General features: G+C 68.0%; 27 protein-coding genes, 1 tRNA gene and 1 other RNA gene. 7 read left to right on the forward strand and 22 right to left on the reverse strand.

What is annotated here, in order from left to right:
- Positions 1 to 14 precede the first annotated feature (14 nt).
- The 12 genes from holB to KPL74_09880 all read right to left on the reverse strand — a co-directional run bounded on the left by holB (position 15) and on the right by KPL74_09880 (position 10,218).
- A complete protein-coding gene (gene holB / locus KPL74_09825; protein QWT22290.1) occupies positions 15 to 950 on the reverse strand; it encodes a DNA polymerase III subunit delta' in 936 nt (311 codons plus the stop codon).
- Positions 947 to 1,591, reverse strand: coding sequence for a dTMP kinase (gene tmk, locus KPL74_09830; protein ID QWT22291.1), 645 nt, complete (start codon positions 1,589 to 1,591; stop codon positions 947 to 949). The genes holB and tmk overlap by 4 nt, the downstream gene beginning before the upstream one ends.
- The gene (gene mltG / locus KPL74_09835; protein ID QWT22292.1) at positions 1,582 to 2,610 is read right to left on the reverse strand and encodes an endolytic transglycosylase MltG; all 1,029 of its coding nucleotides are present in this window, start codon (positions 2,608 to 2,610) and stop codon (positions 1,582 to 1,584) included. Before mltG ends, tmk begins: the two co-directional genes overlap by 10 nt.
- The gene (gene pabC, locus KPL74_09840; GenBank protein QWT22293.1) at positions 2,607 to 3,443 is read right to left on the reverse strand and encodes an aminodeoxychorismate lyase; all 837 of its coding nucleotides are present in this window, start codon (positions 3,441 to 3,443) and stop codon (positions 2,607 to 2,609) included. Before pabC ends, mltG begins: the two co-directional genes overlap by 4 nt.
- A complete protein-coding gene (locus tag KPL74_09845) occupies positions 3,440 to 4,786 on the reverse strand; it encodes an aminodeoxychorismate synthase component I (protein QWT22294.1) in 1,347 nt (448 codons plus the stop codon). Before KPL74_09845 ends, pabC begins: the two co-directional genes overlap by 4 nt.
- Before the next feature lie 8 nt (positions 4,787 to 4,794).
- Entirely contained in the window at positions 4,795 to 6,084 is a 1,290-nt protein-coding gene (fabF, locus tag KPL74_09850) for a beta-ketoacyl-ACP synthase II (GenBank protein ID QWT22295.1), read from the reverse strand.
- Between the two features lie 146 nt (positions 6,085 to 6,230).
- Entirely contained in the window at positions 6,231 to 6,470 is a 240-nt protein-coding gene (acpP, locus tag KPL74_09855) for an acyl carrier protein (GenBank protein QWT22296.1), read from the reverse strand.
- 165 nt (positions 6,471 to 6,635) lie between these two features.
- Entirely contained in the window at positions 6,636 to 7,379 is a 744-nt protein-coding gene (gene fabG, locus KPL74_09860; GenBank protein QWT22297.1) for a 3-oxoacyl-ACP reductase FabG, read from the reverse strand.
- A gap of 26 nt (positions 7,380 to 7,405) precedes the next feature.
- Positions 7,406 to 8,347, reverse strand: coding sequence for an ACP S-malonyltransferase (fabD, locus tag KPL74_09865; GenBank protein ID QWT22298.1), 942 nt, complete (start codon positions 8,345 to 8,347; stop codon positions 7,406 to 7,408).
- 90 nt (positions 8,348 to 8,437) lie between these two features.
- Entirely contained in the window at positions 8,438 to 9,406 is a 969-nt protein-coding gene (locus tag KPL74_09870; GenBank protein QWT22601.1) for a ketoacyl-ACP synthase III, read from the reverse strand.
- Between the two features lie 85 nt (positions 9,407 to 9,491).
- Positions 9,492 to 9,686 (reverse strand): 50S ribosomal protein L32, encoded by a 195-nt coding sequence (gene rpmF / locus KPL74_09875; GenBank protein ID QWT22299.1) that lies wholly within the window; start codon positions 9,684 to 9,686, stop codon positions 9,492 to 9,494.
- A gap of 16 nt (positions 9,687 to 9,702) precedes the next feature.
- Positions 9,703 to 10,218 (reverse strand): DUF177 domain-containing protein, encoded by a 516-nt coding sequence (locus tag KPL74_09880; GenBank protein ID QWT22300.1) that lies wholly within the window; start codon positions 10,216 to 10,218, stop codon positions 9,703 to 9,705.
- Positions 10,219 to 10,380: 162 nt separating this feature from the next.
- Here KPL74_09880 and KPL74_09885 point away from each other — a divergent pair, with 162 nt between their 5' ends.
- Both KPL74_09885 and maf read left to right on the forward strand, forming a co-directional pair.
- Positions 10,381 to 10,827 (forward strand): hypothetical protein, encoded by a 447-nt coding sequence (locus KPL74_09885; GenBank protein ID QWT22301.1) that lies wholly within the window; start codon positions 10,381 to 10,383, stop codon positions 10,825 to 10,827.
- 3 nt (positions 10,828 to 10,830) lie between these two features.
- Positions 10,831 to 11,412, forward strand: a complete 582-nt coding sequence (maf, locus tag KPL74_09890) for a septum formation protein Maf (protein QWT22302.1) — start codon at positions 10,831 to 10,833, stop codon at positions 11,410 to 11,412.
- 30 nt (positions 11,413 to 11,442) lie between these two features.
- Here the strand turns inward: maf and KPL74_09895 are convergent, their stop codons facing one another.
- Positions 11,443 to 13,038 carry a glycosyltransferase family 39 protein gene (locus KPL74_09895; GenBank protein QWT22303.1) on the reverse strand — a complete coding sequence of 532 codons (1,596 nt, stop codon included), beginning with the start codon at positions 13,036 to 13,038 and terminating at the stop codon, positions 11,443 to 11,445.
- Between the two features lie 29 nt (positions 13,039 to 13,067).
- On the opposite strand from KPL74_09895, the gene KPL74_09900 reads away from it, so the two are divergent.
- From KPL74_09900 to KPL74_09915, 4 genes are read left to right on the forward strand one after another with little or no spacing between them, the layout of a single operon-like run.
- Positions 13,068 to 14,009, forward strand: coding sequence for a MoxR family ATPase (locus tag KPL74_09900; protein QWT22304.1), 942 nt, complete (start codon positions 13,068 to 13,070; stop codon positions 14,007 to 14,009).
- 11 nt (positions 14,010 to 14,020) lie between these two features.
- Complete coding sequence (locus KPL74_09905; GenBank protein QWT22305.1) at positions 14,021 to 14,965, forward strand: DUF58 domain-containing protein; 945 nt, start codon at positions 14,021 to 14,023, stop codon at positions 14,963 to 14,965.
- Positions 14,962 to 16,959, forward strand: a complete 1,998-nt coding sequence (locus KPL74_09910) for a DUF3488 and transglutaminase-like domain-containing protein (protein QWT22306.1) — start codon at positions 14,962 to 14,964, stop codon at positions 16,957 to 16,959. The genes KPL74_09905 and KPL74_09910 overlap by 4 nt, the downstream gene beginning before the upstream one ends.
- Positions 16,960 to 17,001: 42 nt before the next feature.
- Positions 17,002 to 17,607, forward strand: coding sequence for a Slp family lipoprotein (locus tag KPL74_09915; protein QWT22307.1), 606 nt, complete (start codon positions 17,002 to 17,004; stop codon positions 17,605 to 17,607).
- A gap of 143 nt (positions 17,608 to 17,750) precedes the next feature.
- On the opposite strand, the gene KPL74_09920 is transcribed toward KPL74_09915, so the two are convergent.
- The 8 genes from KPL74_09920 to KPL74_09955 all read right to left on the reverse strand — a co-directional run bounded on the left by KPL74_09920 (position 17,751) and on the right by KPL74_09955 (position 22,824).
- A complete protein-coding gene (locus KPL74_09920) occupies positions 17,751 to 18,095 on the reverse strand; it encodes a histidine triad nucleotide-binding protein (protein QWT22308.1) in 345 nt (114 codons plus the stop codon).
- Between the two features lie 15 nt (positions 18,096 to 18,110).
- The gene (recR, locus tag KPL74_09925; protein QWT22309.1) at positions 18,111 to 18,713 is read right to left on the reverse strand and encodes a recombination mediator RecR; all 603 of its coding nucleotides are present in this window, start codon (positions 18,711 to 18,713) and stop codon (positions 18,111 to 18,113) included.
- Positions 18,714 to 18,731: 18 nt separating this feature from the next.
- Positions 18,732 to 19,055, reverse strand: coding sequence for a YbaB/EbfC family nucleoid-associated protein (locus KPL74_09930; protein ID QWT22310.1), 324 nt, complete (start codon positions 19,053 to 19,055; stop codon positions 18,732 to 18,734).
- Positions 19,052 to 20,785 carry a DNA polymerase III subunit gamma/tau gene (gene dnaX / locus KPL74_09935; GenBank protein ID QWT22311.1) on the reverse strand — a complete coding sequence of 578 codons (1,734 nt, stop codon included), beginning with the start codon at positions 20,783 to 20,785 and terminating at the stop codon, positions 19,052 to 19,054. Before dnaX ends, KPL74_09930 begins: the two co-directional genes overlap by 4 nt.
- A 77-nt stretch (positions 20,786 to 20,862) precedes the next feature.
- An RNA gene (gene ffs, locus KPL74_09940) (signal recognition particle sRNA small type) lies at positions 20,863 to 20,959 on the reverse strand.
- 205 nt (positions 20,960 to 21,164) lie between these two features.
- Positions 21,165 to 21,255 (reverse strand) — tRNA-Ser (locus KPL74_09945).
- A gap of 88 nt (positions 21,256 to 21,343) precedes the next feature.
- Positions 21,344 to 22,102 carry an MBL fold metallo-hydrolase gene (locus tag KPL74_09950; protein ID QWT22312.1) on the reverse strand — a complete coding sequence of 253 codons (759 nt, stop codon included), beginning with the start codon at positions 22,100 to 22,102 and terminating at the stop codon, positions 21,344 to 21,346.
- Positions 22,099 to 22,824, reverse strand: coding sequence for a 3-deoxy-D-manno-octulosonic acid kinase (locus tag KPL74_09955; GenBank protein QWT22313.1), 726 nt, complete (start codon positions 22,822 to 22,824; stop codon positions 22,099 to 22,101). Before KPL74_09955 ends, KPL74_09950 begins: the two co-directional genes overlap by 4 nt.
- A 134-nt stretch (positions 22,825 to 22,958) precedes the next feature.
- Here KPL74_09955 and KPL74_09960 point away from each other — a divergent pair, with 134 nt between their 5' ends.
- A complete protein-coding gene (locus KPL74_09960; protein QWT22314.1) occupies positions 22,959 to 23,936 on the forward strand; it encodes a glycosyltransferase family 9 protein in 978 nt (325 codons plus the stop codon).
- Here KPL74_09960 and KPL74_09965 read toward each other — a convergent pair whose 3' ends face one another.
- The gene (locus tag KPL74_09965) at positions 23,937 to 24,332 is read right to left on the reverse strand and encodes a hypothetical protein (GenBank protein ID QWT22315.1); all 396 of its coding nucleotides are present in this window, start codon (positions 24,330 to 24,332) and stop codon (positions 23,937 to 23,939) included.
- Positions 24,333 to 24,373: the final 41 nt, after the last annotated feature.

Consider the following 24,373-nt stretch of genomic DNA (forward strand, 5'->3'; position numbering starts at 1 on the left):
CCGATAAGGCAACGTCAACGCCAGGCGGCGATCAGTTCCAGCAAGACGAGGTCGGTGCGCAGCGGGCCACGCAATGCGTCGCGTGCCCGGTTGGCCTTGCCGTACCAGGCGTCCAGCGACTCGTCGTCGAGCTGGCTCTCCAGCGGCGCCGGCTTGCCCGACGCGCGGGCACGCAGTTCATCGGTGGCCGCCTGTGCGGCGAACCAGACGTAGCGCGCGGGGTCGGTCGCCTGCCAGCGCTTGACCACTTCCATCGCATCGCCGCGACCCGCCGCCAGCGCCTTCAGGTCGTGGCGCACTTCACTGCGCTGCTTCAGCGTGCCATTGGCCGCCCAGTCACGAGCCAGCCCGGGGTTACCGCCCGCTGCCTCGAGGGCGGCCGGGCCGTCGGCCACGCCCTGCTCGCGCAGCCAGGCCAGCGACACCTCGTGCGAGGGCACCAGGAAATCGATGCGCTGGCAGCGGCTGCGGATCGTGGCCGGCAAGCGCGCCGGTTCATCCGCCACCAGCACCAGCAGCGTCGACGGCGTGGGCTCTTCCAGCGTCTTCAGCAAGGCATTGGCGGCGGCCGCGTTCATCGCGTCGGCCGGGTCGATCGTTGCCACCTGCCAGCCGCCGAACTGGCTGGACATGGCCAGCCGCTGCGACAGGTCGCGAATCTGGTCGACGACGACTTCGGTGCGGGTGCCACCATCCTTGCGCAGGCCGAACGTGATGCCGACGATGTCCGGGTGAGTGCCCGCCGCCACCAGCAGGCAGCTGCGGCAGGTGCCGCACGGCATGCCATCGACGGGGCGCTGGCAGAGCAGCCCCTTGACGAAGTCGGCCAGGAATTCGCGCTTGCCGAGGCCCGCGGGCCCCGCGAGCAGCAGGGCGTGTGGCAGGGCATCGCGCTCGCGCCGGGCCTGCAGCCGGGCCCAGGCCTCGGCGTGCCAGGGCCGCGCCGTCACGACACCCGCTCCGCGAAGAGCCCGGCGAGGCCAGCGACGGCCTCTGCCAGCACGGCATCCGGCAGCGCGCTCGCATCGAGCACGCGGAAACGCGCCGGCTCCGCCGCCGCGCGCTCACGATAGGCGGCCCGGATGCGCTCGAAGAAGGCGTCGCTTTCGACCTCGATCCGGTCGGCCTCGCCACGGCCAGCGGCGCGGGCGCGGCCCTGGCTCACCGGCAGGTCGAGCAGCAGGGTGAGGTCCGGCTTGAGGCCGAGTGCCGCCCAGCGCTCGAGTTCGGCGATCCGCTCTATCGGCTGGCCACGGCCACCGCCCTGGTAGGCATAGCTGGCGTCGGTGAAGCGGTCGCACAGGACCCAGCGGCCGGCGGCCAGTGCGGGTTCGATCACCTGGCGCACCAGTTGGGCACGCGAGGCGAACATCAGCAGCAGTTCGGCTTCGGCGCACAGCGCGTTGTTGGTGGCATCCAGAACCACCCCGCGCACGGCCTCGCCCACGTCGGTGCCGCCGGGCTCACGGGTCACCACCAGATCGGCCCCGCGCTCGCGCAGGTGTGCCTCGAGCCCGCGCAGCAGCGTGCTCTTGCCGGCGCCTTCGCCGCCTTCAAGGGTGATCAACCGTCCGCGCTGGGTCACTGGCATCGCTTCAACTGGTAGCAGGCCACGGCCCGGTTATGGTCTTCGAGGGTAGCCGAGAACACGTGGCTGCCATCGCCGCGGGCGACGAAGTACAGCTCCTTGCCCTCGGCCGGATGCAGGGCCGCTTCGATCGCCGGGCGCCCCGGGAGGGCGATCGGCGTGGGCGGCAAGCCGGCACGCGTATACGTATTGTAGGGCGTGTCGGTAGTGAGGTCGCTCTTGTGGATGTTGCCGGCGTAACTGGCGCCCATGCCGTAGATCACCGTCGGATCGGTCTGCAACAGGATGTGCTGCTGCAGGCGGCGGACGAACACCCCGGCGATGCGCGGACGCTCATCCGCCCTGCCCGTTTCCTTCTCGACGATGGACGCGAGGATCAGCGCCTCATAGGGACTAGCCAGCGGCAGGTCCTGCGCACGGCCGCTCCAGGCCGCGTCCAGGGTCTTCGCCATCGCCGCGTAGGCACGCTTGAGGATGCTGCTGTCGGTGTCGCCTTTCACATAGGCGTACGTCTCCGGCAGGAAACGCCCCTCGGGCATCTCGCCATCGGCGCCGATGCGCTTCATCAGCGCTGCGTCGTCCGCGTCCGCCGAGTCGTGCCTGAGCGTGTCGACGGCGCCGAGGGCGCGACGCAGGTCGGCGAAGGTCCAGCCATCGACGATGGTGAAGTTGCGCTGCATGACCTTGCCCGTGGCCATGTCGTTGATCAGGTCGCGCGGCGTCATGCCCTGGCGCAATGCGAATTCACCCGCGTGCAGGCGGCCGGAGGCATGCATCTGCAGGGCCAGGGCGCGCCAGTACAACGACGGCGCCTGGGTCGCGCCGCGATCGTGCAGGTCGCGGACGATGTCCTTGAACGACGAACCGCGCGCCACGTCGATGCTCTGCCCGGTGGACGACACCGCCAGCGGTGAGCGCGCAAAGCGCGCCCAGTCGAACCAGAGCCATCCGCCGGCCGCGATGGCGGCCAGCAAAACCACCAACACGATCGCGCGCCAGGGGGCGACGCCACGCACTTTCATCGATCACGATCCTTCGGATGGTTCGGTAAGGGCAGGCCCAGCGCGGACCAGTGCGCCTGTAGCGCGCGGGTCACGGGACCGGGTCGCCACGTGCGGGCCGCGAAGGCCCGGACCGGGAGCATGCCGCGAACAGCCGACGTGAGGAAGACCTCGTCGGCCTCGCACAGTCGCCCCGGGTTCATCCGGGCCACCTGCACGCCGTGCGTCGCCATGATTTCGGCCCTGGCGACGCCGGCCACGCCGCAGCGCTCCAGCGGGGGCGTCACCAGCTGGCCATCGAACACGGCGAACAGGTTCGCGGCCGTCGCGCACACGAGGTCGCCGTCCATGTCGCTGAGCAAGCCTTCGGCATAGGCGTCGTCATTCCATTCCGCACGCGCCAGCACCTGTTCCAGCCGATTCAGGTGCTTGATCCCGGCAAGCGCAGGCTGCGTTGCAAGCCGAAGCTCGCACAGCCGCACGGCGATGCCATGCGTGGTGGCGTCGGCATCCAGCGCCAGCGGCGAGGCGGAAACGACGAGCGTGGGGCTCGGCGCGGTCGGCAGCGCATAGCCACGTGCGCCGACGCCACGCGTGAACGTGATCCGCACCACCGCGTCGTCGAGGCCTTCGCACAGGCGCAACACCTCGGCATGCACCGCATCGATGGGCGGCACGGGCAGGCGCAGGCGTTCGCACCCTTCGCGCAGGCGGGCCGCATGGCGATGCCACAGCGGCGCCATGCCGGAGACAACGCGCAGCGTTTCAAACAGGCCATCACCGTAGGTGAATCCGCGGTCGCCGGCTGGCACCTCGCCAGCGTCGCGGAAATCCACGGAAAAGCGCGTCGTCATGCCGCGCCGAAGATCCGCAGCAAACCGCGCGCCTTGGCCCGCGTCTCGTCCAGCTCCCGGTCCGGGACGGAGTCGGTCACGATGCCCGCACCGGCGCGCAGCGAGACATCACGCCCTTCAGCCGTCAACGTGCGGATAAGGATGTTGAGGTCCATGTCGCCACTATCGTCGAGGTAACCCAGCGCACCGGTGTAGGCGCCGCGCGGCTCCTGCTCGATGTCGCCGATGATCTGCATGCAGCGGACTTTCGGGCACCCGGTAATCGTGCCGCCCGGGAAAGTCGCCGCGATGACTTCACCCGGCGTCACGCCTTCGCGGGCCCGGCCGCGCACGTTCGAAACGATGTGGTGCACGTGCGCATAGCTCTCCACGACCATCAGCTCGTCGACGCGCACGCTGCCCGGCACGCAGACGCGGCCGAGGTCGTTGCGCTCGAGATCGATGAGCATCACGTGCTCGGCGCGTTCCTTCGGATGTGTGGCGAGTTCGCGGATACGCGCGGCATCGTCGTCACCGGCGACGCGCGGGCGGGTACCCGCGATCGGCCGGGTCTGCAGCACGCCATCGCGCGACTCGACCAGGCGCTCCGGCGAGGAACTGACGATGGCCCAGCCCGCATGCTGCAGCAGGCCGGCGAACGGTGCGGGATTCGCGCGACGCAGGGCCTGCATCAACGCAGCGGGCGCGGGCGCGTCGTCGAAACGGGCCGTCCAGCGGCGCGACAGGTTGACCTGGAAGGTGTCACCCGCGCGCAGGTGTTCGTGGATACGACGGACGCCGGCAAGGAATCGTTCCGGCGCGTCTTCGTCCACGCGGGCGGGGATCGCGAGCGGGAGGTCCGGCATGGCCACGGCGAGGTCGGCTTCGAGCGTATCCAGCCAGTGCGTGGCGCCCTCCTCGGCCACGAGGATGGTGCGTCCCTCCACGTGGTCGACGATCGCCGCCGCCGGCGCACGCAACGCGAACGCCACGGGGACCTCGCCGCGCGAGGCCGGCAGCCTCAGTGACGGTTCGACCTGCGCCGCCAGTTCATAGCCGAGGTACACCACCCAGCCACCGTGGAACGGCAGGCCGTCGTCGACGCGCTGGCGTCGCCGGCCAGCCCAGGCGCGATCCAGTGCATCGAGGAAGGTGCCGTCGACCGGCTCACCGTTCTCGTCGCGCAACGCGCCCTGCGCATCCAGCGCGAGCGACGCATCGCCACCAGCGAAGAGGATGTCGAAGCGCGATTGCGCCGTGCCGGTCACGGCCGACGCAAGCAAGGCGGGATAGCGCGCCGGAAACAGCGCGGCCGGCGCGAGGAGATCGCGCCGGCCGGCAAGGGTTCGCGTCGTAAAAGCCAACGCTATGGTCAGACGCGGCGGAAGACGAGCGTGCCGTTGGTACCGCCGAAGCCGAACGAGTTGGAGATCGCCACCGTCAGGTCGGCCTTCTCGGCCTTGTTCGGCACGAGGTCCATGCCCAGCGCAGCGACTTCGGGATCGACGTCCTGCAGGTTCATGGTCGGCGGGATGATGCCGTCGCGCAGCGCCAGGATGGTGAAGATCGCTTCCACGCCGCCCGCGGCACCCAGCAGGTGGCCGGTGACCGACTTGGTGGAGCTCACGGCAAACTTGCCCTTGTGCGTGGCGTGCTCGCCGAACACGCTGCGGATTGCCTTGGCTTCGCCCATGTCGCCCACCGGGGTGGACGTGCCGTGCGCGTTGACGTACTGCACGTCTTCCGCCTTCAGGCCGGCGTCGTGCAGCGCGTTGCGCATGGCCAGTTCGGCACCGTCGCCGCTCGGCGCGGTGATGTGGTACGCGTCGCCGCTCATGCCGAAGCCGATGATCTCGGCCAGGATGGTGGCACCGCGCGCCTTCGCGAACTCGTATTCCTCGAGCATCAGCATGCCCGCGCCGTTCGACAGCAGGAAGCCGTCACGGCCGGTGTCCCACGGACGGCTGGCGTGCGTCGGATCGTCGTTGCGCGTGGACATCGCCTTGGCCGAGCAGAAGCCCGCCATGGCGGTCGGCGTGGTGGCGAACTCGGCACCGCCGGCCAGCATCGCGTCGGCATCGCCGTATTGGATGAGGCGCATGGCCATGCCGATATTGTGCGCGGCCGTGGTGCAGGCCGAGACCAGCGCGATGTTCGGGCCCTTCAGGCCGTGGTAGATCGACAGGTTGCCGGCCACCATGTTGATGATCGAGCTGGGCACGTAGAACGGCGACACCTTGCGCGGGCCCTTCTCGGCCAGCTCGAGGGCGGTGCCCTCGATGGTGTGCAGGCCACCGATGCCCGCGCCAGCGGCGACGCCCACGCGACCGGCGTTCTCGTCGGTGATGACCAGGCCCGACTGACGGAACGCATGGGTGCCGGCGACGATGCCGTAGTGGATGAACGGATCCATCCGCTTGAAGTCTTTCGCGATGGCGCGGCGTTCGTCCTCGGGCATGTCGGTGCCGTCGAAGAACGCGTCCACGGGATCGAAACCGCGCACCTCGCCCGCGATGCGGGTGGCGTATGCGCTTGCGTCGAATTCGGTGACCGGGCCAATGCCGCTGTTACCTTCGACGACGTTCTTCCAGGCGGTGGCGAGATCGTTGCCGACCGGCGAGACGATGCCCATGCCGGTCACTACCACACGTCGTTTGCTCATGCGTCTGTTCCTTCACTGTGCCCAGCTAACCATACGCGGGCGCAGGTTACGGTATTCGGAAACGAAAACTGCGCCATGACGGCGCAGCTTCCGTGTCGCTCGGAGATCGACGGGAGGCGGCGCCTCCGATCGACAACCAATCGTCATCAGCCCTTCTGGTGGGCGTTGATGTAATCGATGGCCTGCTGAACGGTGGTGATCTTCTCGGCGTCTTCGTCCGGGATCTCGGTCTCGAACTCTTCTTCGAGAGCCATCACCAGTTCAACGGTGTCCAGCGAATCCGCGCCGAGATCGTCCACGAACGATGCGTTGTTGGTGACTTCATCTTCCTTGACGCCCAGCTGCTCGACGACGATCTTCTTGACGCGTTCTTCGATGGTGCTCATGTCGCTATAACCTCCCGAGGGAAAAAATCCGGCGCATTGTAGTGGCTAAGGTCCATACCCGCCAGCATGTGCCGTGACGTAGATAGCGGCCGGGCAAACCCGGACGCGAAAGCGTGATTGTCTCTCAAAATCGGCCCGGTGGCGACTGCCACGGGCCTTGCCCGATCAGGGCATATACATGCCGCCGTTGACGTGCAGGGTTTCGCCCGTAATGTACTTCGCGGCCGGCGAGGCCAGGAAGGCCACGGCCTCGGCGATGTCCTGGCTGTCGCCCAGGTGGCCCAGTGCAATGCCCGAGAGCAGTGCCTGGCGCTGTTCTTCCGGCAGGGCACGGGTCATGTCGGTGTCGATGAAGCCCGGAGCCACCACGTTCACGGTGATGCCGCGCGAGCCGATCTCGCGGGCCAGCGACTTGGAGAAGGCGATGATGCCGGCCTTCGCCGCCGCGTAATTGGCCTGGCCCGGGTTGCCGGTCACGCCGACCACCGAGGCGATGCTGATGATGCGGCCCTTGCGCGCCTTCATCATCCCGCGCATCACGGCCTTCGAGGTGCGGAACACCGAGGTCAGGTTGGTATCCATGATGGCGCTCCAGTCCTCTTCCTTCATGCGCATGAGGAGCTGGTCGCGGGTGATGCCCGCATTGTTCACCAGGATCGACAACGCGCCGGAGCTTTTGGCGATCTCGTCGACCAAGGCATCGATGGCTTCGGGGTTGGTCACGTCGAGGACGCGGCCTTGGCCGCCGTGGGCGGCGAGCCGCTCGCCGATGGCTTTCGCGCCGTTTTCGCTGGTCGCGGTGCCGTACACGGTCGCGCCCAGCGCGGCAAGGCGGTCGGCGATGGCGGCGCCGATGCCGCGGCTGGCGCCGGTGACCAGCGCGATTTCACCGTTCAGGGTGTGGGTCATGATGAGTCCTAGTCAGGAATTCGGGATCAGGCCTGCACGGCGGCGTCGAGCTCGGCCGGGCTGCCGATGGGCCGGGCGTCCACCGACTTGTCGATGCGCTTGACCAGGCCGGAAAGGACCTTGCCCGGGCCGCATTCGAGGATCTGGGTGACGCCATGGGCGGCAAGGGCCTGGACGCATTCGGTCCAGCGCACGGGCAGGTAAAGCTGGCGTTGCAGGGCGCCGCGGATGTCGTCCAGGGACGCATGCACGGTGGCGTCGGCGTTCTGCACGACCGGGATGGACGGCATCGACCACTCGATCGCCGCCATCCGCTCGCCCAGGCGATCGGCGGCATCGCGCATCAACATGCAGTGCGAAGGCACCGAAACGGCAAGTTTCACCGCCTTCTTCACGCCAAGCTCGGCCAGCCGCGCCAGCGCGCGGTCCACGGCCTCGGCGTGGCCGGCGATCACCAGCTGGCCGGGCGAATTGAAGTTGGCCGGGGCGACCACCTGGCCTTCGGCCACTTCCGCGCAAACCTGGGCGATCTGTGCGTCGTCACCGCCGAGGATGGCGGCCATGGCGCCCACGCCCGGCGGCACGGCGGCCTGCATCAGGCGGCCGCGCTCGGCGACGAGGCCGGCGGCGTTTTTCAGCGACAGTGCGCCGGCGGCCACGAGGGCGCTGTACTCGCCCAGGCTATGGCCCGAAAGGTAGGCCGGCAGCTTGCCGCCCTGCTTCAGGTACACGCGCCACACGGCAACGCTGGCGGCCAGCAGGGCCGGCTGGGTGTTTTCAGTGCTGTTGAGCTTTTCTTCCGGACCGTTCCGGGCGATGTCCCAGAGGTCCACGCCGGCACCGTCGGATGCTTCCGCGAAGGTGGCTTCCACTTCCGGGTGGGCGGCGGCCAGCTCGGCAAGCATGCCGACGGACTGCGAACCCTGGCCGGGGAAAACGATAGCGAGCGAGGCGCTGGTCGAGGTCATGCGGATCGATTCCGGGCGTTCAAACCGGGAATGGTGCCCCAACGCCCGCGCCATTGCACCATTCGCAGGCGTGTGGAGCGCCTCGACCGCCTAATACCGCAGCAGCGCCGATGCCCAGGTAAACCCACCCCCGAATGCCTCCAGCAGCAGGTTCTGCCCGCGCTGGACCTTGCCCGAACGCACGGCGTAATCCAGCGCCAGCGGCACCGAGCCCGACGAGGTATTGGCATGCTTGTCGACGGTGACGATCACCCGCTCCATCGACATGTTCAGCCGCTTGGCCGTGGCCTCGATGATGCGCAGGTTGGCCTGGTGCGGGATCAGCCAGTCGATGTCTTCTTCCTTCATCCCGGCATCGGCCAGCGTTTCGCCGACCAGCGCGTCGAGCGTCTTCACCGCGACCTTGAACACCTCGCGGCCGGCCATGGTGATGCGCACGCCGTGGTTCGGTGCGTCGCTGAAGCCCACCGAGACGCCCACCGGGCTGTACAGGAGATTCTTGTAGCCGCCATCGGCATGGATGCGGGTGGCGAGGATGCCGGGCTCGTCGGACGCTTCGAGCACGACCGCGCCTGCGCCGTCGCCAAACAGCACGCAGCTTTCGCGCTCGGTCCAGTCAACCATGCGGGTAAGCGTTTCGGCACCGATCACCAGCACGCGCCGGGCCTGGCCCGAGCGGATGAAGGCGTTGGCCACGCCAAGCGCATAGACGAAGCCCGAGCAGGCGGCGTTCACGTCGAACGCGGCGCAGCCGTTGGCTCCCAGCCGATGCTGGATGAGGCAGGCGGTGGAGGGAAAGACGAGGTCGGGGGTCGTCGTCCCGACAAGGATCATGTCGAGCGTCGAGGCCTGGACCCCGGCGGCTTCGAGCGCGCGCTGGGCGGCGAGGAAGCCGAGGTCACCCGTGGTTTCACCTTCCGCCGCGATGTGCCGCTGGGTGATACCCGTGCGCGTGCGGATCCATTCGTCGCTCGTGTCGACGATCTTCTCGAGGTCGGCATTGGTCACGACCTTGTCGGGAAGTGCGCTGCCAGTACCGGTGATGCGGGCGTATTTCAGGACCGTTCCCCGTTAACAAGGACGGAAACGCAAAGCGGCGCGTTTCCGCGCCGCCTGCGTAAGGATGTTCCCAGCTTGCGCGGGATCAGTCTTCGACTTCAACCGCACCGCGGGTGTCGATGACCTTCTTGCCACGGTAGAAGCCATCCTTCGTCACGTGGTGACGCAGGTGGACTTCACCGCTGGTCGGGTCGGTCGACAGCTGCACGCCCTTCAGGGCGTCGTGCGAACGGCGCATGCCGCGGGTGGACGGGGTCTTGCGGCTCTTGGCAACGGCCATGGCAAATCTCCAGCGATTACTTCTTCATGAGTTCGCGGAGTGCCGCGAACGGGTTGTCGGATGCTTCCGGCGAAGGCGTTTCATCTTCTTCGTCGGAGCCGGTTACGTCTTCGGGCAACTCATAGTCCGGATTGACCGGGACCAGGGGCAGCGCCAACAGCAGTTCGTCTTCGATCGTGGCCAGCGGGTCCAGCTTGCCGTCCTGCTCCAGCAGGAGCGGTTCGTAGCCGGGCGGAAGCGAAGCTTCCTCACGCTCTTCGACGATCAGTCCGAGTACGGCATCGACCTCCACCGGAAGCCGGAACGGCTCCAGGGAACGCTGGCAGACCAGCATGGGTGACGCCGTCGCGCGGACAGCCACGTAGGCAACACCCAGGTCGTCCCGACCGAAATCCAGTTCGTAGGCAACGTCTCCCTCGGGCGACGCAATCACCTCTCCGAGGCGCTTGAACGCCGAAAGGGGTAGCTGGCCCTGGAACGAACGCCGCGCACGAACTTCGCGCCAAGCGTCCACGGACGATGGCAGAGTCACGGACATAATCGGGAAATGGTAGGCATCAACACTCCTGAAGTCAACCGGTTAGCGGTAGCGACAGGTTCAGCGCCCACTTTTTGCGAAGCGGGGCCGGTTTCGGGCAGACTCGCGGCGAGGCTGCAGTGTGCCGCAGCAGGCCCAACCAGGGGAAGAGCGCGCGTGTTTTCTTTTGCTTTTTATGCACTTGCGGCGATGGTCATCGCGGTCGCCGGGCTCTGCGCGTGGACCCTGGCCCACCAGCGCCGTCGCCGCCGGCATGGCGCCCTGCAGGACCTGATGGATCAGGCGGACCGGCTGGAGATCGACCTGAAGGAGTGCCGGGAGCGCCTGCAGCGAGCCCATGCCGTCATGCAGTTCAGCCCCGACCAGCCCGCCGTGGGCGAAGTCGAGGCCCAGCTCGCCGTCGATTCGGGCCTGCGCGCGCTGCTACAGCAGCGCCTGTGGATCCGTGATCGCGCGCCCAGCGCTACCCAGCGCGAGCTGGACGACGCCGTGGATGCACTGGTCCGCGCCCGCCACCAGCTCGAACCGCGGCTGCAGGCCCTCGACGAGGCGCACGCCGCCCTCGACACCGCGGTGCGCGAACATTTCCAGCCGGACCGCTGAACCGTGAGCGTACCCGCCGTCATCCTCGCCTCGACCTCGGCCTACCGGGCCGCCCTGCTCCGCCGCGTGCTGGAGACCTTCACCCAGGCTGCGCCCGGCACCGACGAGGCGGCGCAGCCGGGCGAGGCGCCCGCGGCCCGGTCGGCGCGGCTGGCGGAGGCCAAGGCCCGCGCGATCGCCGCGGCCCATCCGGGCACGGTGGTCATCGGCTCGGACCAGGTCGCCAACCTGGAGGGCACGGTGCTGGACAAGCCCGGCACCGTGGCCGCCGCCCATCGCCAGCTCGAGGCCAGTTCCGGCCGCGAGGTGGTCTTCCACACGGCGGTTTGCGTCATCGATGCCGAGGGCGTCGCCCACGCCTGGGTCGATGAAACACGGGTCGTCTTCCGCACGCTGTCGCGCGAAGAGATCGAGCGTTACGTCGAGCGCGAGCGTCCGCTCGACTGCGCGGGAAGCTTCAAATGCGAGGGACTGGGCATCACCCTGTTCGAGCGCATCGCCAACGACGATCCCACGGCACTGGTTGGGCTGCCGCTGATTGCCACGTCGCGCTTGCTGCGCGACGCGGGGATCGTCCTCCCATAGCGCATCGCCGGCTCGCAGGAGCCCTCGCCGTCAACGCACGTTGGTCGCAGCCTGCGCGCGATAGGCCTGCATCCACACGACGCAGCGGTCCGGATCTTCGACCGGCCCGGGCGACCTACGCACGCGTGCTTCGTAGTACGCGAACCGCCGCCGCCCGTCGAACGCGTCGACCCGGCCAAGCGGCCGCACGAGGTCCACTCGCGAACATACCGAACCGAGCCAGGCGCGAACCTCGCGCTCGCGCAGCGCGCTCTCGTCGACCGCCAGCACCATCGCCGCCCCCGCATGTGCGGCCAGCCCCGCTTCGTCTAAACCCCACGCATGCAGTTGCGCGGCGCGCCCGTGCTTCGTGTTCAGCGGACTGTCGAGGCTATACACCGTGGCATCCGACCCCAGCTGGAAGCGCAGTTCCGCAGCGAGCATGAAATTGTCGGCGACCCACAATGCGCCTTCCGGGCGCGGCGGAAGCGCTGCCGTCGCCTCACGCCAGCCGGTGAAGTTCGAAGGAAACGCCTTGGCACGCGCGAGCACGGCGGACCCATCGACCGATGCCGCCAGCCCGAGATAACCGAAGCCGACCACCATGCCCAGGCACGCCACCCCAAGTGCCACACAGGCAAACCGGCGCATGCGCTGCGACGCCGCGACCATTAAAGCGGGCAACACCACGCATAACAGCACGTAGCCCGGCAGCGGCCAATGCGCACGGAAGCGGACGTCGTCGGCGAACAGCCCCAGGACGAAGTACGCCACGATGAACGTGCCGGCCAACATGCCGACCACGTCATACGGTGCCGTGCCACGACGTCGCCATGCCTGCCACAGCGCCCACAGCAGCAAGGCGTACATGAAGGGCGTGCAGGCGATCGCCTGCTCCAGCGGCTGGACCAGCGCGTCGGCATGGAATTGCCAGGGATTGCGCTCGACCAGTTGGAACGCGAGCCCTGCGCCCCGCGCGGCGAGGTTGTAGAGCACGAGGGGCACGAGCCCGATCGCCGCGATCGCCATTGCCAGCCACAGGCGTGGCTCGCGCCATGTCGCGCGACCCCGGGCGGTGGCCGACAGGCAAACCAGGCCCGCCAGCATGGCCATGGCCGCGCGGTAATGGGTGGCCCACGCCAGCGCCAGCCCGACGCCGAGCAGGAGCCACGCTTGCGTACGATTTGTCTCAAGCGCACGCAGCAAACCCTGCGCAGCGAGCATGATGGCGAACGTCAGTGGCACGTCGGGAAGCGCCAGCACGCCCAGGCTGCCCACGAGCGGAAGCGCCAGGGCAAACGTCGCTGCCTGCCAGCGCGCCAGCTCTCCCCCATGACGACCTGCCATGGCCGCGACCTGCCAGGGCAGCAGCGCGCCGAGCATGAGGAAAGGCAGGCGCATGGGCAGCAGGCCATGCCCGAATACGGCCTCGGATGCGGCGATCAACCACGCGGTCAGGGGAGGCAGGTCGCTGTAGCCCCACGCGGGTTGCAGGCTCTCCTGCCAGTAGAAGGCTTCGTCACCGAAGGGCGACAGCGTGGCCGCTATGACAACCCTCGCGGCACACGCCAGCACGAACAGGACGAGAAACATGCCTCGCCAGTGCCGCGTGCGCACCGCTAAACTCGACGGATCAACCATCGACATGGCTACGCCGGGGGGCACACGCATCGATCATGTCAGCCATTACTCCACTCAATGACGAAATGCTGCGCCACCGGCTGGACGCGGCGCTCGCGCAGGTCAACGGCGTTCTGTTGGGCAAGCCGCGCCAGGTGAAGCTCGCGTTCGCCTGCCTGCTCGCCGGCGGACACCTCTTGCTCGAAGACGTGCCGGGCGTGGGCAAGACCACCCTCGCCCATGCGCTTGCCGCTACGTTCGAGCTCGACTTCCAACGCATCCAGTTCACCAGCGACCTGTTGCCGTCGGACATTATCGGGGTCAGCGTGTACGAGCGCGAGACCGGCGAGTTCCGCTTCATCCCCGGCCCGATCTTCACCAGCCTGCTGCTTGCGGACGAGATCAACCGCGCGACGCCGAAGTCACAGAGCGCCCTGCTCGAGGCGATGGCCGAAGGCCAGGTCACCGCGGACGGGACGACGTACGATCTTCCGAAGCCGTTCTTCGTGGTCGCGACGCAGAACCCGCTCGACCTCGCGGGCACGTTCCCGCTGCCGGATTCCCAACTGGATCGCTTCATGCTCCGGCTATCGCTGGACTACCCGGACCCGGCCGCCGAGCGCGCGCTGCTGATCGGCGAAGACCGGCGCGACATGGTCGCGACCCTGCGGCCGCGACTGGACGTGGAAGCCATCTCGCACCTGCGCGCGGCCGCGCAGGCGGTCAAGGCCAGCAGCACGCTGCTCGATTACCTGCAGGCCCTGCTCGCGGCCAGCCGCAAGCACAACGAGGTGCGCGTCGGCCTGTCGCCGCGCGCCGGCCTCGCCATCCTTGCCGCGTCGCGCGCGTGGGCCATGCTTAGCGGCCGCGACCACGTGATCCCCGAGGACGTGCAGACCGTGTTCGTGCCAGCCGCCGCCCATCGCCTCGTGCCCGGCCGCGGCAGCCACCGCGAAGCCATCGCGCGCGCGATCCTCGCCGAGACGCCGGTGCCCTGATGGAAAGCGGCGTGTCGCGCGTGCTGGGCTGGGCCGAGCGGCGGCTCCCTGCGCTCACCCGGCTGCGGCCGCGCGAAGCGCTGCCCATCGTGCTGCATCGCCGGCGCATCTACATCGTGCCAACCGGCTTTGGCGTCGCGTTCTCCATGGTGCTCGGCGTGATGCTGGTGGGCGCGCTGAACTACGCGAACAACGCCGCCCTGATGCTGACCTGCCTGCTCGGCGCCGCCACTGCCGGCAGCATGCTGGTGGCGTTCCGCACTCTCAACGGCCTGGGCATCGGTGGCTTGCGCGCCGACACGGCACGCGCCGGCGAGCGCATCCATGTGTCGCTGGACCTGTCGGCGAGCCAGCGTGAGCGAGCTGCCGTGCGGATCGATGTCGATGGCGTGGAACATGCCGTGCGCGTGCCCGCGGCGGGCAGTGCCACGGTCGAATTCGAGCTGGAGGCCGAGCGCCGCGGCTGGCTCCCGCTGCCACGCATGCGTGTACACACGCGCTGGCCGCTCGGGCTATTCCGCGCGTGGAGCTGGATCCATCCCGACAGCACCGTGCTGGTCTACCCCATGGCCGAGGCGATGGGCCCATCGCCGTTCGAACCCGAGGGCGACGCCGATCGTGGCCGGCCGCGCCCCGGCGACGAACTGGCGGCACTGCGCGATTACCGTCCCGGCGATCCGCGACGGCAGATCGCGTGGAAGCTGAGCGCACGCCATCACGGCCTGCTGGTGAAGGATCTCGAGCAACCGGCACCGCAGGAAGACTGGCGGCTGGACTGGGATAGCGTGCACGGCCTGGACAACGAATCGCGCATCGCCAGGCTGGCCCGCTGGGTCGACGAGGCACGCGATGGTGGCAGGCGCTGGAGCCTGCGCCTGCCGGATGGCTATTTCGACATAGCGCAGGGCGACGAGCACTACCACCGCTGCATGACGGCACTGGCGCTGCGGCCATGACCCGCTTCCGCCTGTCGCTCACCCCTCGGCTGGAAACGGCGCCCCTGCTCGCCCCCAGGCCGTTTGACCTGCTTTGCCTGACAATGGCCTTCGTCGTCGCGGTGCACGCGACCCACCTGCCCTGGTGGCTCAGCGCGGGCCTCGCCGTGATCCTGGCGTGGCGCTGGTGGCAGCGCCGCGCGGGCGGGCGGCGGCCATCGACCTGGATCAAGCTGCCACTGGTGGGCCTGCTGCTCGCCGTAGTCGTCGCGTTCTACGGCACGCTGTTCGGCCGCGAACCCGGCAGCGCATTCGCGGTCGGCCTGCTCGTGCTGAAATTGCTCGAGACCGAACATCCCCGCGATGCCCGCGTCGGCATCGCCTTCGGCGGGTTCGCGTTGATGAGCGCGCTGCTTTTCGACCAGTCGATCGTGGCCACTGTCGTGGTGGCATGCGCACTGGTACCCGCCCTGGGTACCTTGCGTGCGCTCGAGGAGGTGGCACCAGGCGTCCGGGGCTGGCGCACCGAACTCGCGCCGGCACTGGTTTCCCTGCTTGCGTCCGTCCCCCTCGCCGCCTTCGCCTTCCTCTTCATTCCGCGGCTCGAGTCGCCCCTGTGGGGCGCACCGAAAGCCGACCGTGCGGTCACCGGCTTGTCCAGCAGCATGGTGCCGGGCGAGATGGCCGAATTGCTGGTCGACGACACGCCCGCCATGCGCGTGACCTTCGACGGCCGGGCTCCGCTGCCCGAAGGACGCTACTTCCGCGCGTATACGATGATGTCGTTCGACGGCAAGCAGTGGAGCGAAGGCTTCAGTGGCTACGCGTCGCCCGCGACGACGTTCAAGGGCGAACCACGCTTCCGCTATCACGTCACCCTTGAGCCCACCCAGCAGCGGATCCTGCCTGCGCTGGACATGCCCACGGCCCCACCGTCCATCGCCACGCTGCGTTTCGACCGAACCCTGCGAACACAGGATCCGGTTCGCACGCCGACGTCGTACGACCTGGCCGCTGCGACCGACTATCGTCTCGACGAGACCCTCAACCCGGGCCTGCGCCGGGCGGCACTGCAACTGCCTGCCGGCGTCGGCCCGCGGGCACGGGAGCTGGCCGCGGCCTGGGCCGACCACTACAACCACGACCCGCAGGCGATCGCGCGGGCGGCGCTGTCGCTGTTCCGCGATGGCGGATACAGCTACACGCTGGCGCCCGCCCCGCTGGGTGCCGACCGCATCGACGACTTCCTGTTCCAGACCCGGGAAGGCTTCTGCGAGTACTACGCGTCGTCGTTCGCGTTCCTGATGCGTGCCGCCGGCATCCCCGCCCGCGTGGTCACCGGATACCAGGGAGGCTACTGGAATACGCTTGGCCAATACCTGCTAGTGCGTCGGTCCGATGCGCACGCATGGGTCGAGGCATGGATCGAAGGGCGTGGATGGGTTCGTTACGACCCGACCGGCGCGGTCCGTCCCGAACGGGTCAGCCTCGGCGCACCGGCCGCGGCAGCCGCCGGTAACGACGGCACATCCTTCTTCGACATGGCGTGGCTGCGCAACGCGCGCGATCGCTGGGATGTCGTCAACCAATGGTGGAACGAGGCCGTTAACGGTTTTGATGCGCTACGCCAGCGGGGCATGTTGCGCCCCTTCGGCATACGGCGCACCGACGTCAGCGACCTGGCCGTGATCCTGGCGGTCGGCTGTTCCCTGCTGGTGGCGGTCGCGTTGGGCTGGGCTTTGTTCCAGCGCCGTGAAGGCGATGCACTCGACGCGTTGATGCGTCGCCTGCAACGCAAACTTGCGAAGGCCGGGGTCAGCCGGCGCACGGGCGAAGGCCCAAAGCATTTCATGGCAAGGGCGGCACGCTCACTGCCTGCGCATCGAAATGCCTTGGAAAGGTTGAGCGAGCTTTACTTGAGGTCACGTTACGCGCATGACGAACCGCCACCTGAACTGGTCGTCCAGTTTCGGCAAGGGGTTAGGGAATTCAAGCCGCGTGGCGTGGTCAAATAGGCCCATGGCGACGGTTGTGCCCGTTGCCCCGAGGAGAGTGACATGTCCATGTACAAACCGTTGGTCGTTGCCGCCGCCACCCTGGCTCTTGGCGCGTGCGCCACGGTACCGCAGCCACTGCAGGGCCAGTTCAACGACGTATCCACGGCAGGTGCCCAGCAGGGTGGCGCGCCGGGTGCGAAGGTGCGCTGGGGTGGTGAGATCATCAAGACCGAACCGGGCCCGCAGCAGACGTGCTTCTTCGTCCTGTCGCAGCCGCTCGACGACGAGGCCCGACCGACCGCCGGCAAGTCCGAGAGCTCGGGCCGCTTCGTGGCCTGCCGCGACGGTTTCTACGATCCGGAAGTGTTCGTCCGCGGTCGCGAGATCACGGTGACCGGTACCTTGCACGGCGCGGTATCGCAGAAGGTCGGCGATTTCGATTACGCCTATCCTCGGGTCGAGGCCGACGTGGTGTACCTGTGGCCGAAGCGTGTGCCGGTGAACCGCTACCCGCCAGGCTTCTATGACCCGTTCTGGGGTCCGGGCTTCGGGCCGGGCTTCGGCTACGGTGGCTGGGGTGGCTACGGCCCGTGGGGCGACCCTTACTGGTACCGTCCGCGCACGGTGATCATCCGCCAGCCGCCTCCGCCGCGTCCGGCGAAGTAAGCGGGCGTGCGCTAGCGGGGATCAAAAAAGCCGGCCATGGGCCGGCTTTTTTTTGGGACGGCTTTTTCCTGGGCCGGTTTTTTATAGACCGCCATTGGCGGGTCGCGCGCGGGCGCGCTCCTACAGGGGAAGTAGCGGATTGCTCAGCCGGGGGGCCAGTGCATCTGGCGGCCGGCCAGCAGGTGCACGTGGATGTGGAACACGGTCTGGCCGCCGTGGCCGTTGGTGTTCACCACCGTGCGGTAGCCGTCCTGGGCAAAGCCCTGCTCGCGTGCATACGCCGCCGCGGCGAGCAGCAGCTTGCCGAGCAGCTCGGCATCGCCGGGCACGGCGTCGTCCAGCGTGGCGATCGCCCGCTTGGGAATGAACAACACGTGCACCGGCGCCTGCGGATTGAGGTCGCGGAAGGCGAGCACGTCTTCGTTTTCATAAACGATATCGGCCGGGATTTCCCGGCGGACGATCTTTGCGAAAATCGTATCGGTCACGTCAATCTCCTTGGGTCAGCCGAGCGACTGGCGGCTGCCGAACGCGTGGGCCAGCGTACCTCGGTCGACGAATTCCAGCTCACCGCCCAGCGGCACGCCATGGGCCAGGCGCGTGGCCCGGATGCCTGCGGCGCGGGCCAGCTGGCCGATGTAATGCGCCGTCGCCTCGCCTTCCACCGTGGGGTTGGTGGCAATGATCATTTCTTCAACGTCGCCCTCGCCTAGCCGCTCGACCAGCAACGGCAGGCCGAGCTCTTCCGGGCCAAGGCCGTCCAGCGGCGACAGCCGGCCGAGAAGGACGAAGTAGTGGCCGCGGAAGCCCGTCGCCTGCTCGATCGCGGCAAGGTCCGACGGCGACTCCACGACGCACAGGATCTGCTTGTCGCGACTGCTGCTCGCGCAAAGCGAACACACCGGCGTTTCGCTGAAATTACGGCAACGCGTGCAGTTGCCCACGTCGCGCATCGCCGACTCCAGCGCGGCGGACAGGCGCATGCCGCCCTGCCGCTCTCGCTCGAGCAGGTGGAAAGCCATGCGCTGGGCGCTCTTGGCGCCCACGCCCGGCAGGCAGCGCAGGGCGTCGATCAGTTCGCCCAGTAGGCGGGAACCATTGCTCATCGCGTCGGCTCGCTTGCCTTAGAACGGCATCTTGAAGCCGGGCGGCAGGTTCAGGCCGGCGGTCACACCGCCCAGGCGCGAACGGCTCAGCTCAGCGATCTTGTTGACGGCATCGTTGATGGCGGCGGCAACGAGGTCTTCCGCCATCTCGGCGTCATCTGCGAATGCCTGGCGATCGATATGCACGGCGCGCACTTCGTGGCCGCCGCTCATGGTCACCGTCACGAGGCCACCACCGGCGCTGCCGGTCACTTCCGTCTTCGCCAGTTCATCCTGCGCGCGCTTCATCTCGTCCTGCATGCGCTGGGCCTGCTGCATCAGCTGACCGATTTGACCTTTCATGTTCCGGGCTCCACGGGTTTGATCGATTGGGGAATGACGCGCGCGCCGAAGTCGCGCTTGAGCGCCTGTACAAAGGGGTCGGCATCCATCGAGGCTTCGGCGTTGGCCTGGGCATCGCTGGCGGCCTGCGCGCGACGCTCGGCAGGCGTGCCGAGGTTGCCCTGGCTACCCTGGTCGGCGACGAAGCGGAAGCGCACCCGGCGACCGAGCGCCTGAGAGACCTTTTCTTCCATCTGGCTGGTGAGCGGCTCCACGGCCAGGTGCAGGTGCTGCGGCTGCAGCGCCATCACCATGGCCTCGCCATCGACCTCGCGCAACGAACAGTTCTGCGCCAGCTGGCCGATCGGGCCGCGCAGGTGCGCGCGCTCCACGATGTCGTGCCAGTCCGGCAGGCCATTGGCGCCCATCGCGATCGGACGCGCCGGCGCGGGGGCTGCCGCCGGGGCCGGGGCGCTGGCGGCCGGCGACTGCGTAGCCGGGCGCGGCGGCGCGGTGGATGCCTGCGCCTGCGCTGCCGGGCGGGACGGCGTTGCCTGTGCCTGCGGCGCCTGGCGCGAGGGGGCCGGCGCACTGGCGGCCGGGCCTTGCGAGGCCTGGCGCGCGGCCGTCGGGCCGGAGGCGCTACGCGGCGCCGGCGGCCCTTGTTCGCCATCCGCCGGCCGGAACGCGTGCATGCGCAGCAGCACCATTTCGAAGCCGATCCGCGCATCCGGCGCCATCGGCAGCTCGCGGCGACCGTTGGTGGCGATCTGGTAGTACAGCTGGACGTCTTCGGCGTTGAGCTGCCCGGCCAGCGTCGCCAGGCCGGCGTCGCTTTCTTCGGAGCGGTAGCCAGGCACCAGCTGCAGCAACTGGATGCGATGAAGCACGGTGGCGAGGTCGTCGAGCACGCCGCCGAAGTCCGGCGAGAAGGAGGCGATGCGATCGGCCTCGGCCATCAGGGCCGCGCCGTCGCCGGACGCCAGCGCCTCGAGCACGCCCAGCACCTGGCCGCGTTCGACGCTGCCCAGCATGGCGCGCACTTCGCCCGCGCGCAGCACGCCGCCGCCGTAGGCGATCGCCTGGTCGAGCAGCGACAGGCCGTCGCGCAGCGAGCCGTCCGCGCCGTGGGCGAGTTCGGTGATGGCTTCCTCGTCGTACTCGATCGCCTCGGCGCCGAGGATATGTTTCATCTGCCCCGAGATCTGGTCCGGCAGCAGGCGCTTGAGGTTGAACTTCAGGCAACGCGAAAGCACCGTCACCGGCAGCTTCTGCGGATCCGTCGTGGCGAGCAGGAACTTCACGTGCGGCGGCGGTTCTTCCAGCGTCTTCAGCAGCGCGTTGAAGGCCGGCTTGGACAGCATGTGCACCTCGTCGACGAGGTACACCTTGAAGCGACCCCGCGACGGTGCGTATTGCGCGTTCTCGATCACCTCGCGGACATCGTCCACGCCGGTATTGCTGGCCGCGTCGATCTCGAGCAGGTCGACGAAACGGCCGGCGTCCACCGCGGTGCAGACGGCGCATTCGCCGCAGGGATCGGCAGATTCACCGCGTTCGCAGTTCAGCGACTTGGCAAAGATACGCGCGATCGTCGTCTTGCCGACGCCACGGGTGCCAGTGAAGAGGTAGGCATGGTGCATGCGGCCGCTGTCGAGCGCATTGGTGAGCGCGCGGACCACATGTTCCTGGCCCACGAGTTCTGCGAACTTGCGCGGGCGCCACTTGCGTGCGAGGACCTGATAGGACATGCGATCTACCTTGGGGCGACAGTCGATTGTGCCAAGGAGAAGGGGCGCGCGATAGCGGCGGCCCGAAAAGGCGATGACCCTGCCAGCCACACCCCGGCACCCGAATCATCCGCTACCGTTGCTTCCTTCCGGACCTGGCGGAGTTTACGGACTATCGTCGCGGGGGGACCGACAGGGCCACCATAAAGACGTTGGAACTGGCGGAGAGAGCGGGATTGCTCGGGCATTCCTGCCCTCGCCCTCCGCTTCGCTCCGGGTCAGCCTACGGCTGACCAAATTTGTTCCAGACAAATTTGTCGAACCTCGCGGCCTCGATAAAGGCCCCGCAACCTCGACTAATTTGACTCCGCGCCACCTTTCGGCGTCGCGACGGTCGAACTGGCGGAGAGAGCGGGATTCGAACCCGCGATACGCGATTAACGTATACACACTTTCCAGGCGTGCTCCTTAAACCACTCGGACACCTCTCCGCACTTGTGTAGCCTCTTTCCCGGTTTCCGTTCCGGCAAAGAAGCGGAAGGATAACGGCACTGCACCTTCGAGACAAGCGTTCGAGGTTTATCCGGCAGTTGGCCGGGCGGGCTCGGGATCTGGCAACGTGACCCGCTCACCAGGGTGTGCGACGCGGTAGCCGCGGGCTTCGAGGGTTTCGCCGTCGGCGGTGCTGCCGTAGTGGTAGAGGGCCATGCGGGCACGGACGTCGGCGGGGTATTCGCGTTCCAGGTCGTCTACGCCAGTGTGCGACGGGTTGCCGACCACGCCGCAGTCGTGGGCGATGACTTCGCCGGATGCGCCGTGGATGGCCAGGGCCTCCGGTACGGGGCGGGTGTCGCCGGTGAAGACGAAGCTGCCGCGCAGGGCGATGCCGTACGAGGTGCCCTGGACGTGGTGCCGGGTCGGGAAAACGTCGAACCACAGCGCTTCGTGCCAGAAGCCTCGCGTGCATGGCACCAGGTGGAACGCTTCCCAGTAATTCACCCCGCCCTCGGCCAGCGCGCCGGGATAGTCGGCCACCCTGCCCTGCAGCCATGGCAGCAGCGCTGCATGCAGGAACACCTTGGTGCGGCCGCGTAGCGCTTCGTCGAACCAGAGCCGGAAGAACAGCCGCTCCATGCCGGCGACGTGGTCCATGTGGGTATGCGTGACGTACAGAGCCGTCGGCGGCGCACCGTAGGTATCCACGTAGCGGTCCAGCGTGTCGGGGCCGCAGTCGACCAGCAACAGCGGCTGGCCGTCGCGCTCGAGCACCACCGCCGAAGAGCCCAGGGCCACCGCGTGTGCGGCGCCGGTGCCGAGGAAGCGCAGGTCAAAGCTCATGGACGGAACGCCTCGTCGTAAGCCCGGGCCAGGGCCGGCCAGAGCACCTCGTCAAAAATGTCGCCGCCCTCGCGGGCACCGACTTTCACCAGCGAGCGCTTCAGCCGGGCCAGGTTGCCGCGTCGCCAGCCGATCCGGGGTCGACGCAGGCGGCCACGGTCGAAGTCGATCATGTAGAGGCCGTCGCCATTGACCAGGATGTTGTGCGCATTGAGATCGGCATGGCGCACGCCTTCGCGGTGGAAACGGGCCACCAGGGTGCCCACGCGCTGGGCAAGGGCTTCGTTGAACCCGCCGTCGGCCACGCATTCGGCCAGCGTCCGGGCGTCGGGAATGCGCAGGGTGATCAGGTCGGCGCGATAGCGCAGGCCTTCGCGAACGTGGCGCGCCGCCAGCGGCGGTGGCACCGGCAGGCCACGCCTTGCCAACTCGGCCAGCAGGAGGAATTCGCGGGTGCTTCGAGTCCGGGCGTTTCCGGTGAAAAGGTAGCGATCGCCGAACAGGGCTGCCACCATGCCCCCGCGGCGATAGTGACGCAACACGGCCTCGCCGGCCGGCGTTTCGATGATCGCCACGCCACCCCTGCCACCGGCTTGCGAGCGCAGGCGACCGCGGCCCGCCCATGCTTCGGGCGAGAACCAGTCAGCGTCGACTTGAGTTGCGCGGGCCGCGTCGAACAGAATCGTGCCGCCCGCGGCCTCCGTTACTCGTTGGTCTGTCATCTGAAGGGCCGCCACCTGGCGGCCTCCTGTCCGGTAACCTGATCGTGCCCAGTCTAACAAGCCGCCCCCTCCCGTCGGGAGATTCCAGCCTTTGCATCCTGCGAACGTCCGCGATCGGTGACGTAACGCACGTCGTGCCGCTCGTGCGGACCCTGCAGGCCCAGGCGCCAGGGACCCGCCTGACCTGGCTGGTCGGCAAGCTCGAACGCAAGCTGGTGGGCGACCTGCCCGGGGTCGAGTTCATCACCTTCGACAAGGGCAAGGGCCATGAAGGCATGCGCGAGGTGCGCGACGCACTGGCTGGCCGCCGCTTCGATGCCCTGCTCCACATGCAGGTGGCGTTGCGCTCCAACCTGCTCAGCCTCGCGGTGAAGGCCGACCGGCGGATCGGCTACGACCGGGCGCGGTCGAAAGACCTGCATGGACTCTTCGTCAACGAGCGGATCCCCGCGCGCAGCGGCGAGCACGTGCTCGATGCGATGGCCAGCTTCATCGAACCGCTGGGCATGCAGCAGACCGACGTGCGCTGGGATATCCCCATCGACGACGACGCGCACGCATGGGCTGCGGAGCAACTGCCCGGCGAGACGCCGACCCTGCTGGTCAGCCCGATGTCGAGCCATACGCTGCGCAACTGGCGTGTCGATCGCTATGCGGCGCTCATCGACCACGCCATGGCACGCGGCATGCGCGTCGCCCTGGTCGGCGGTCCTTCGCCCGCGGAGCGCACGCTGGCCGACCAGATCCTGGCGGCCGTGAACACCGCCCCGCTCGACCTCACGGGCAAGGACACCCTCAAGCGCTTCATGGCCCTGCTCACGCGCAGCGCCATGATCCTCACCCCGGATTCCGGACCGATGCACATGGCCAACGCGGTCGGCACGAAAGTGCTCGGACTGCACGCCGCCAGCAACCCGAACCGCTCGGGCCCGTATTCCGACCGCCGCTGGTGCGTGGATCGCTACGACGCGGCATCGCGGAAATTCCTCGGCAAACCCGCCTCGGAGATCCCCTGGGGCACGAAGATCGAAAAGGAAGGCGTGATGGATCTGGTCGAGGTGTCAGCAATGATCGAACGGCTTGAGGCCTGCGCCACCCACCTGCAGATCTGATCAGGCCTTGTAATCCTGGTACGACTTTTCTTCCACGAGGGTCGAGCCAAGTTTCAGGTTGATTTCGCGTTTCACGGCCGCGCGCTCGTCGTTCTCGAAATACACCGAGCGAGCCAGCTGGACGAAATCGTTATCGAATTCCTGCGCCTTTTCCTTCAGGCGGATGCGGTCCTCGATATCCCACAAACGCTTGTTCACGGCCAGCAGGCGACCCGTCTCGTCTTCGATGTCCGTCTTCGACGCCGCGTCGTTCTTCCACGTCGCCTCCAGCAGCTCGAACTCGGTACGTACGTTGGCCAGCTTCGCGTCGTCCTTGATCTCCTGCAGCTTGATCTGAAGGATCGTCATCTTGTCGATCAGCTCGCCGTACGACACCGGGGTCTGGATCAGGCTCATGGAACATTCTCCGTAGGTCAGGCGCGGAAGGTTAGCAGTTT

This window comes from Bacillus sp. NP157, from assembly GCA_018889975.1.
GTDB lineage: Bacteria > Pseudomonadota > Gammaproteobacteria > Xanthomonadales > Rhodanobacteraceae > Luteibacter.

Bases quoted from the DNA above. Each gene is read 5' to 3' on its own strand.
- mltG (QWT22292.1), bottom strand. From the start codon at position 2,610: ATGAAAGTGCGTGGCGTCGCCCCCTGGCGCGCGATCGTGTTGGTGGTT.
- fabG (QWT22297.1), bottom strand. From the start codon at position 7,379: ATGACCCACACCCTGAACGGTGAAATCGCGCTGGTCACCGGCGCCAGC.
- KPL74_09950 (QWT22312.1), bottom strand. From the start codon at position 22,102: ATGAGCTTTGACCTGCGCTTCCTCGGCACCGGCGCCGCACACGCGGTG.
- tmk (QWT22291.1), bottom strand. From the start codon at position 1,591: ATGCCAGTGACCCAGCGCGGACGGTTGATCACCCTTGAAGGCGGCGAA.
- KPL74_09910 (QWT22306.1), top strand. From the start codon at position 14,962: ATGACCCGCTTCCGCCTGTCGCTCACCCCTCGGCTGGAAACGGCGCCC.
- acpP (QWT22296.1), bottom strand. From the start codon at position 6,470: ATGAGCACCATCGAAGAACGCGTCAAGAAGATCGTCGTCGAGCAGCTG.
- dnaX (QWT22311.1), bottom strand. From the start codon at position 20,785: ATGTCCTATCAGGTCCTCGCACGCAAGTGGCGCCCGCGCAAGTTCGCA.
- fabD (QWT22298.1), bottom strand. From the start codon at position 8,347: ATGACCTCGACCAGCGCCTCGCTCGCTATCGTTTTCCCCGGCCAGGGT.
- KPL74_09955 (QWT22313.1), bottom strand. From the start codon at position 22,824: ATGACAGACCAACGAGTAACGGAGGCCGCGGGCGGCACGATTCTGTTC.
- recR (QWT22309.1), bottom strand. From the start codon at position 18,713: ATGAGCAATGGTTCCCGCCTACTGGGCGAACTGATCGACGCCCTGCGC.
- KPL74_09900 (QWT22304.1), top strand. From the start codon at position 13,068: ATGTCAGCCATTACTCCACTCAATGACGAAATGCTGCGCCACCGGCTG.
- KPL74_09895 (QWT22303.1), bottom strand. From the start codon at position 13,038: ATGTCGATGGTTGATCCGTCGAGTTTAGCGGTGCGCACGCGGCACTGG.
- KPL74_09965 (QWT22315.1), bottom strand. From the start codon at position 24,332: ATGAGCCTGATCCAGACCCCGGTGTCGTACGGCGAGCTGATCGACAAG.
- fabF (QWT22295.1), bottom strand. From the start codon at position 6,084: ATGAGCAAACGACGTGTGGTAGTGACCGGCATGGGCATCGTCTCGCCG.
- KPL74_09930 (QWT22310.1), bottom strand. From the start codon at position 19,055: ATGAAAGGTCAAATCGGTCAGCTGATGCAGCAGGCCCAGCGCATGCAG.
- KPL74_09915 (QWT22307.1), top strand. From the start codon at position 17,002: ATGTCCATGTACAAACCGTTGGTCGTTGCCGCCGCCACCCTGGCTCTT.
- rpmF (QWT22299.1), bottom strand. From the start codon at position 9,686: ATGGCCGTTGCCAAGAGCCGCAAGACCCCGTCCACCCGCGGCATGCGC.
- pabC (QWT22293.1), bottom strand. From the start codon at position 3,443: ATGACGACGCGCTTTTCCGTGGATTTCCGCGACGCTGGCGAGGTGCCA.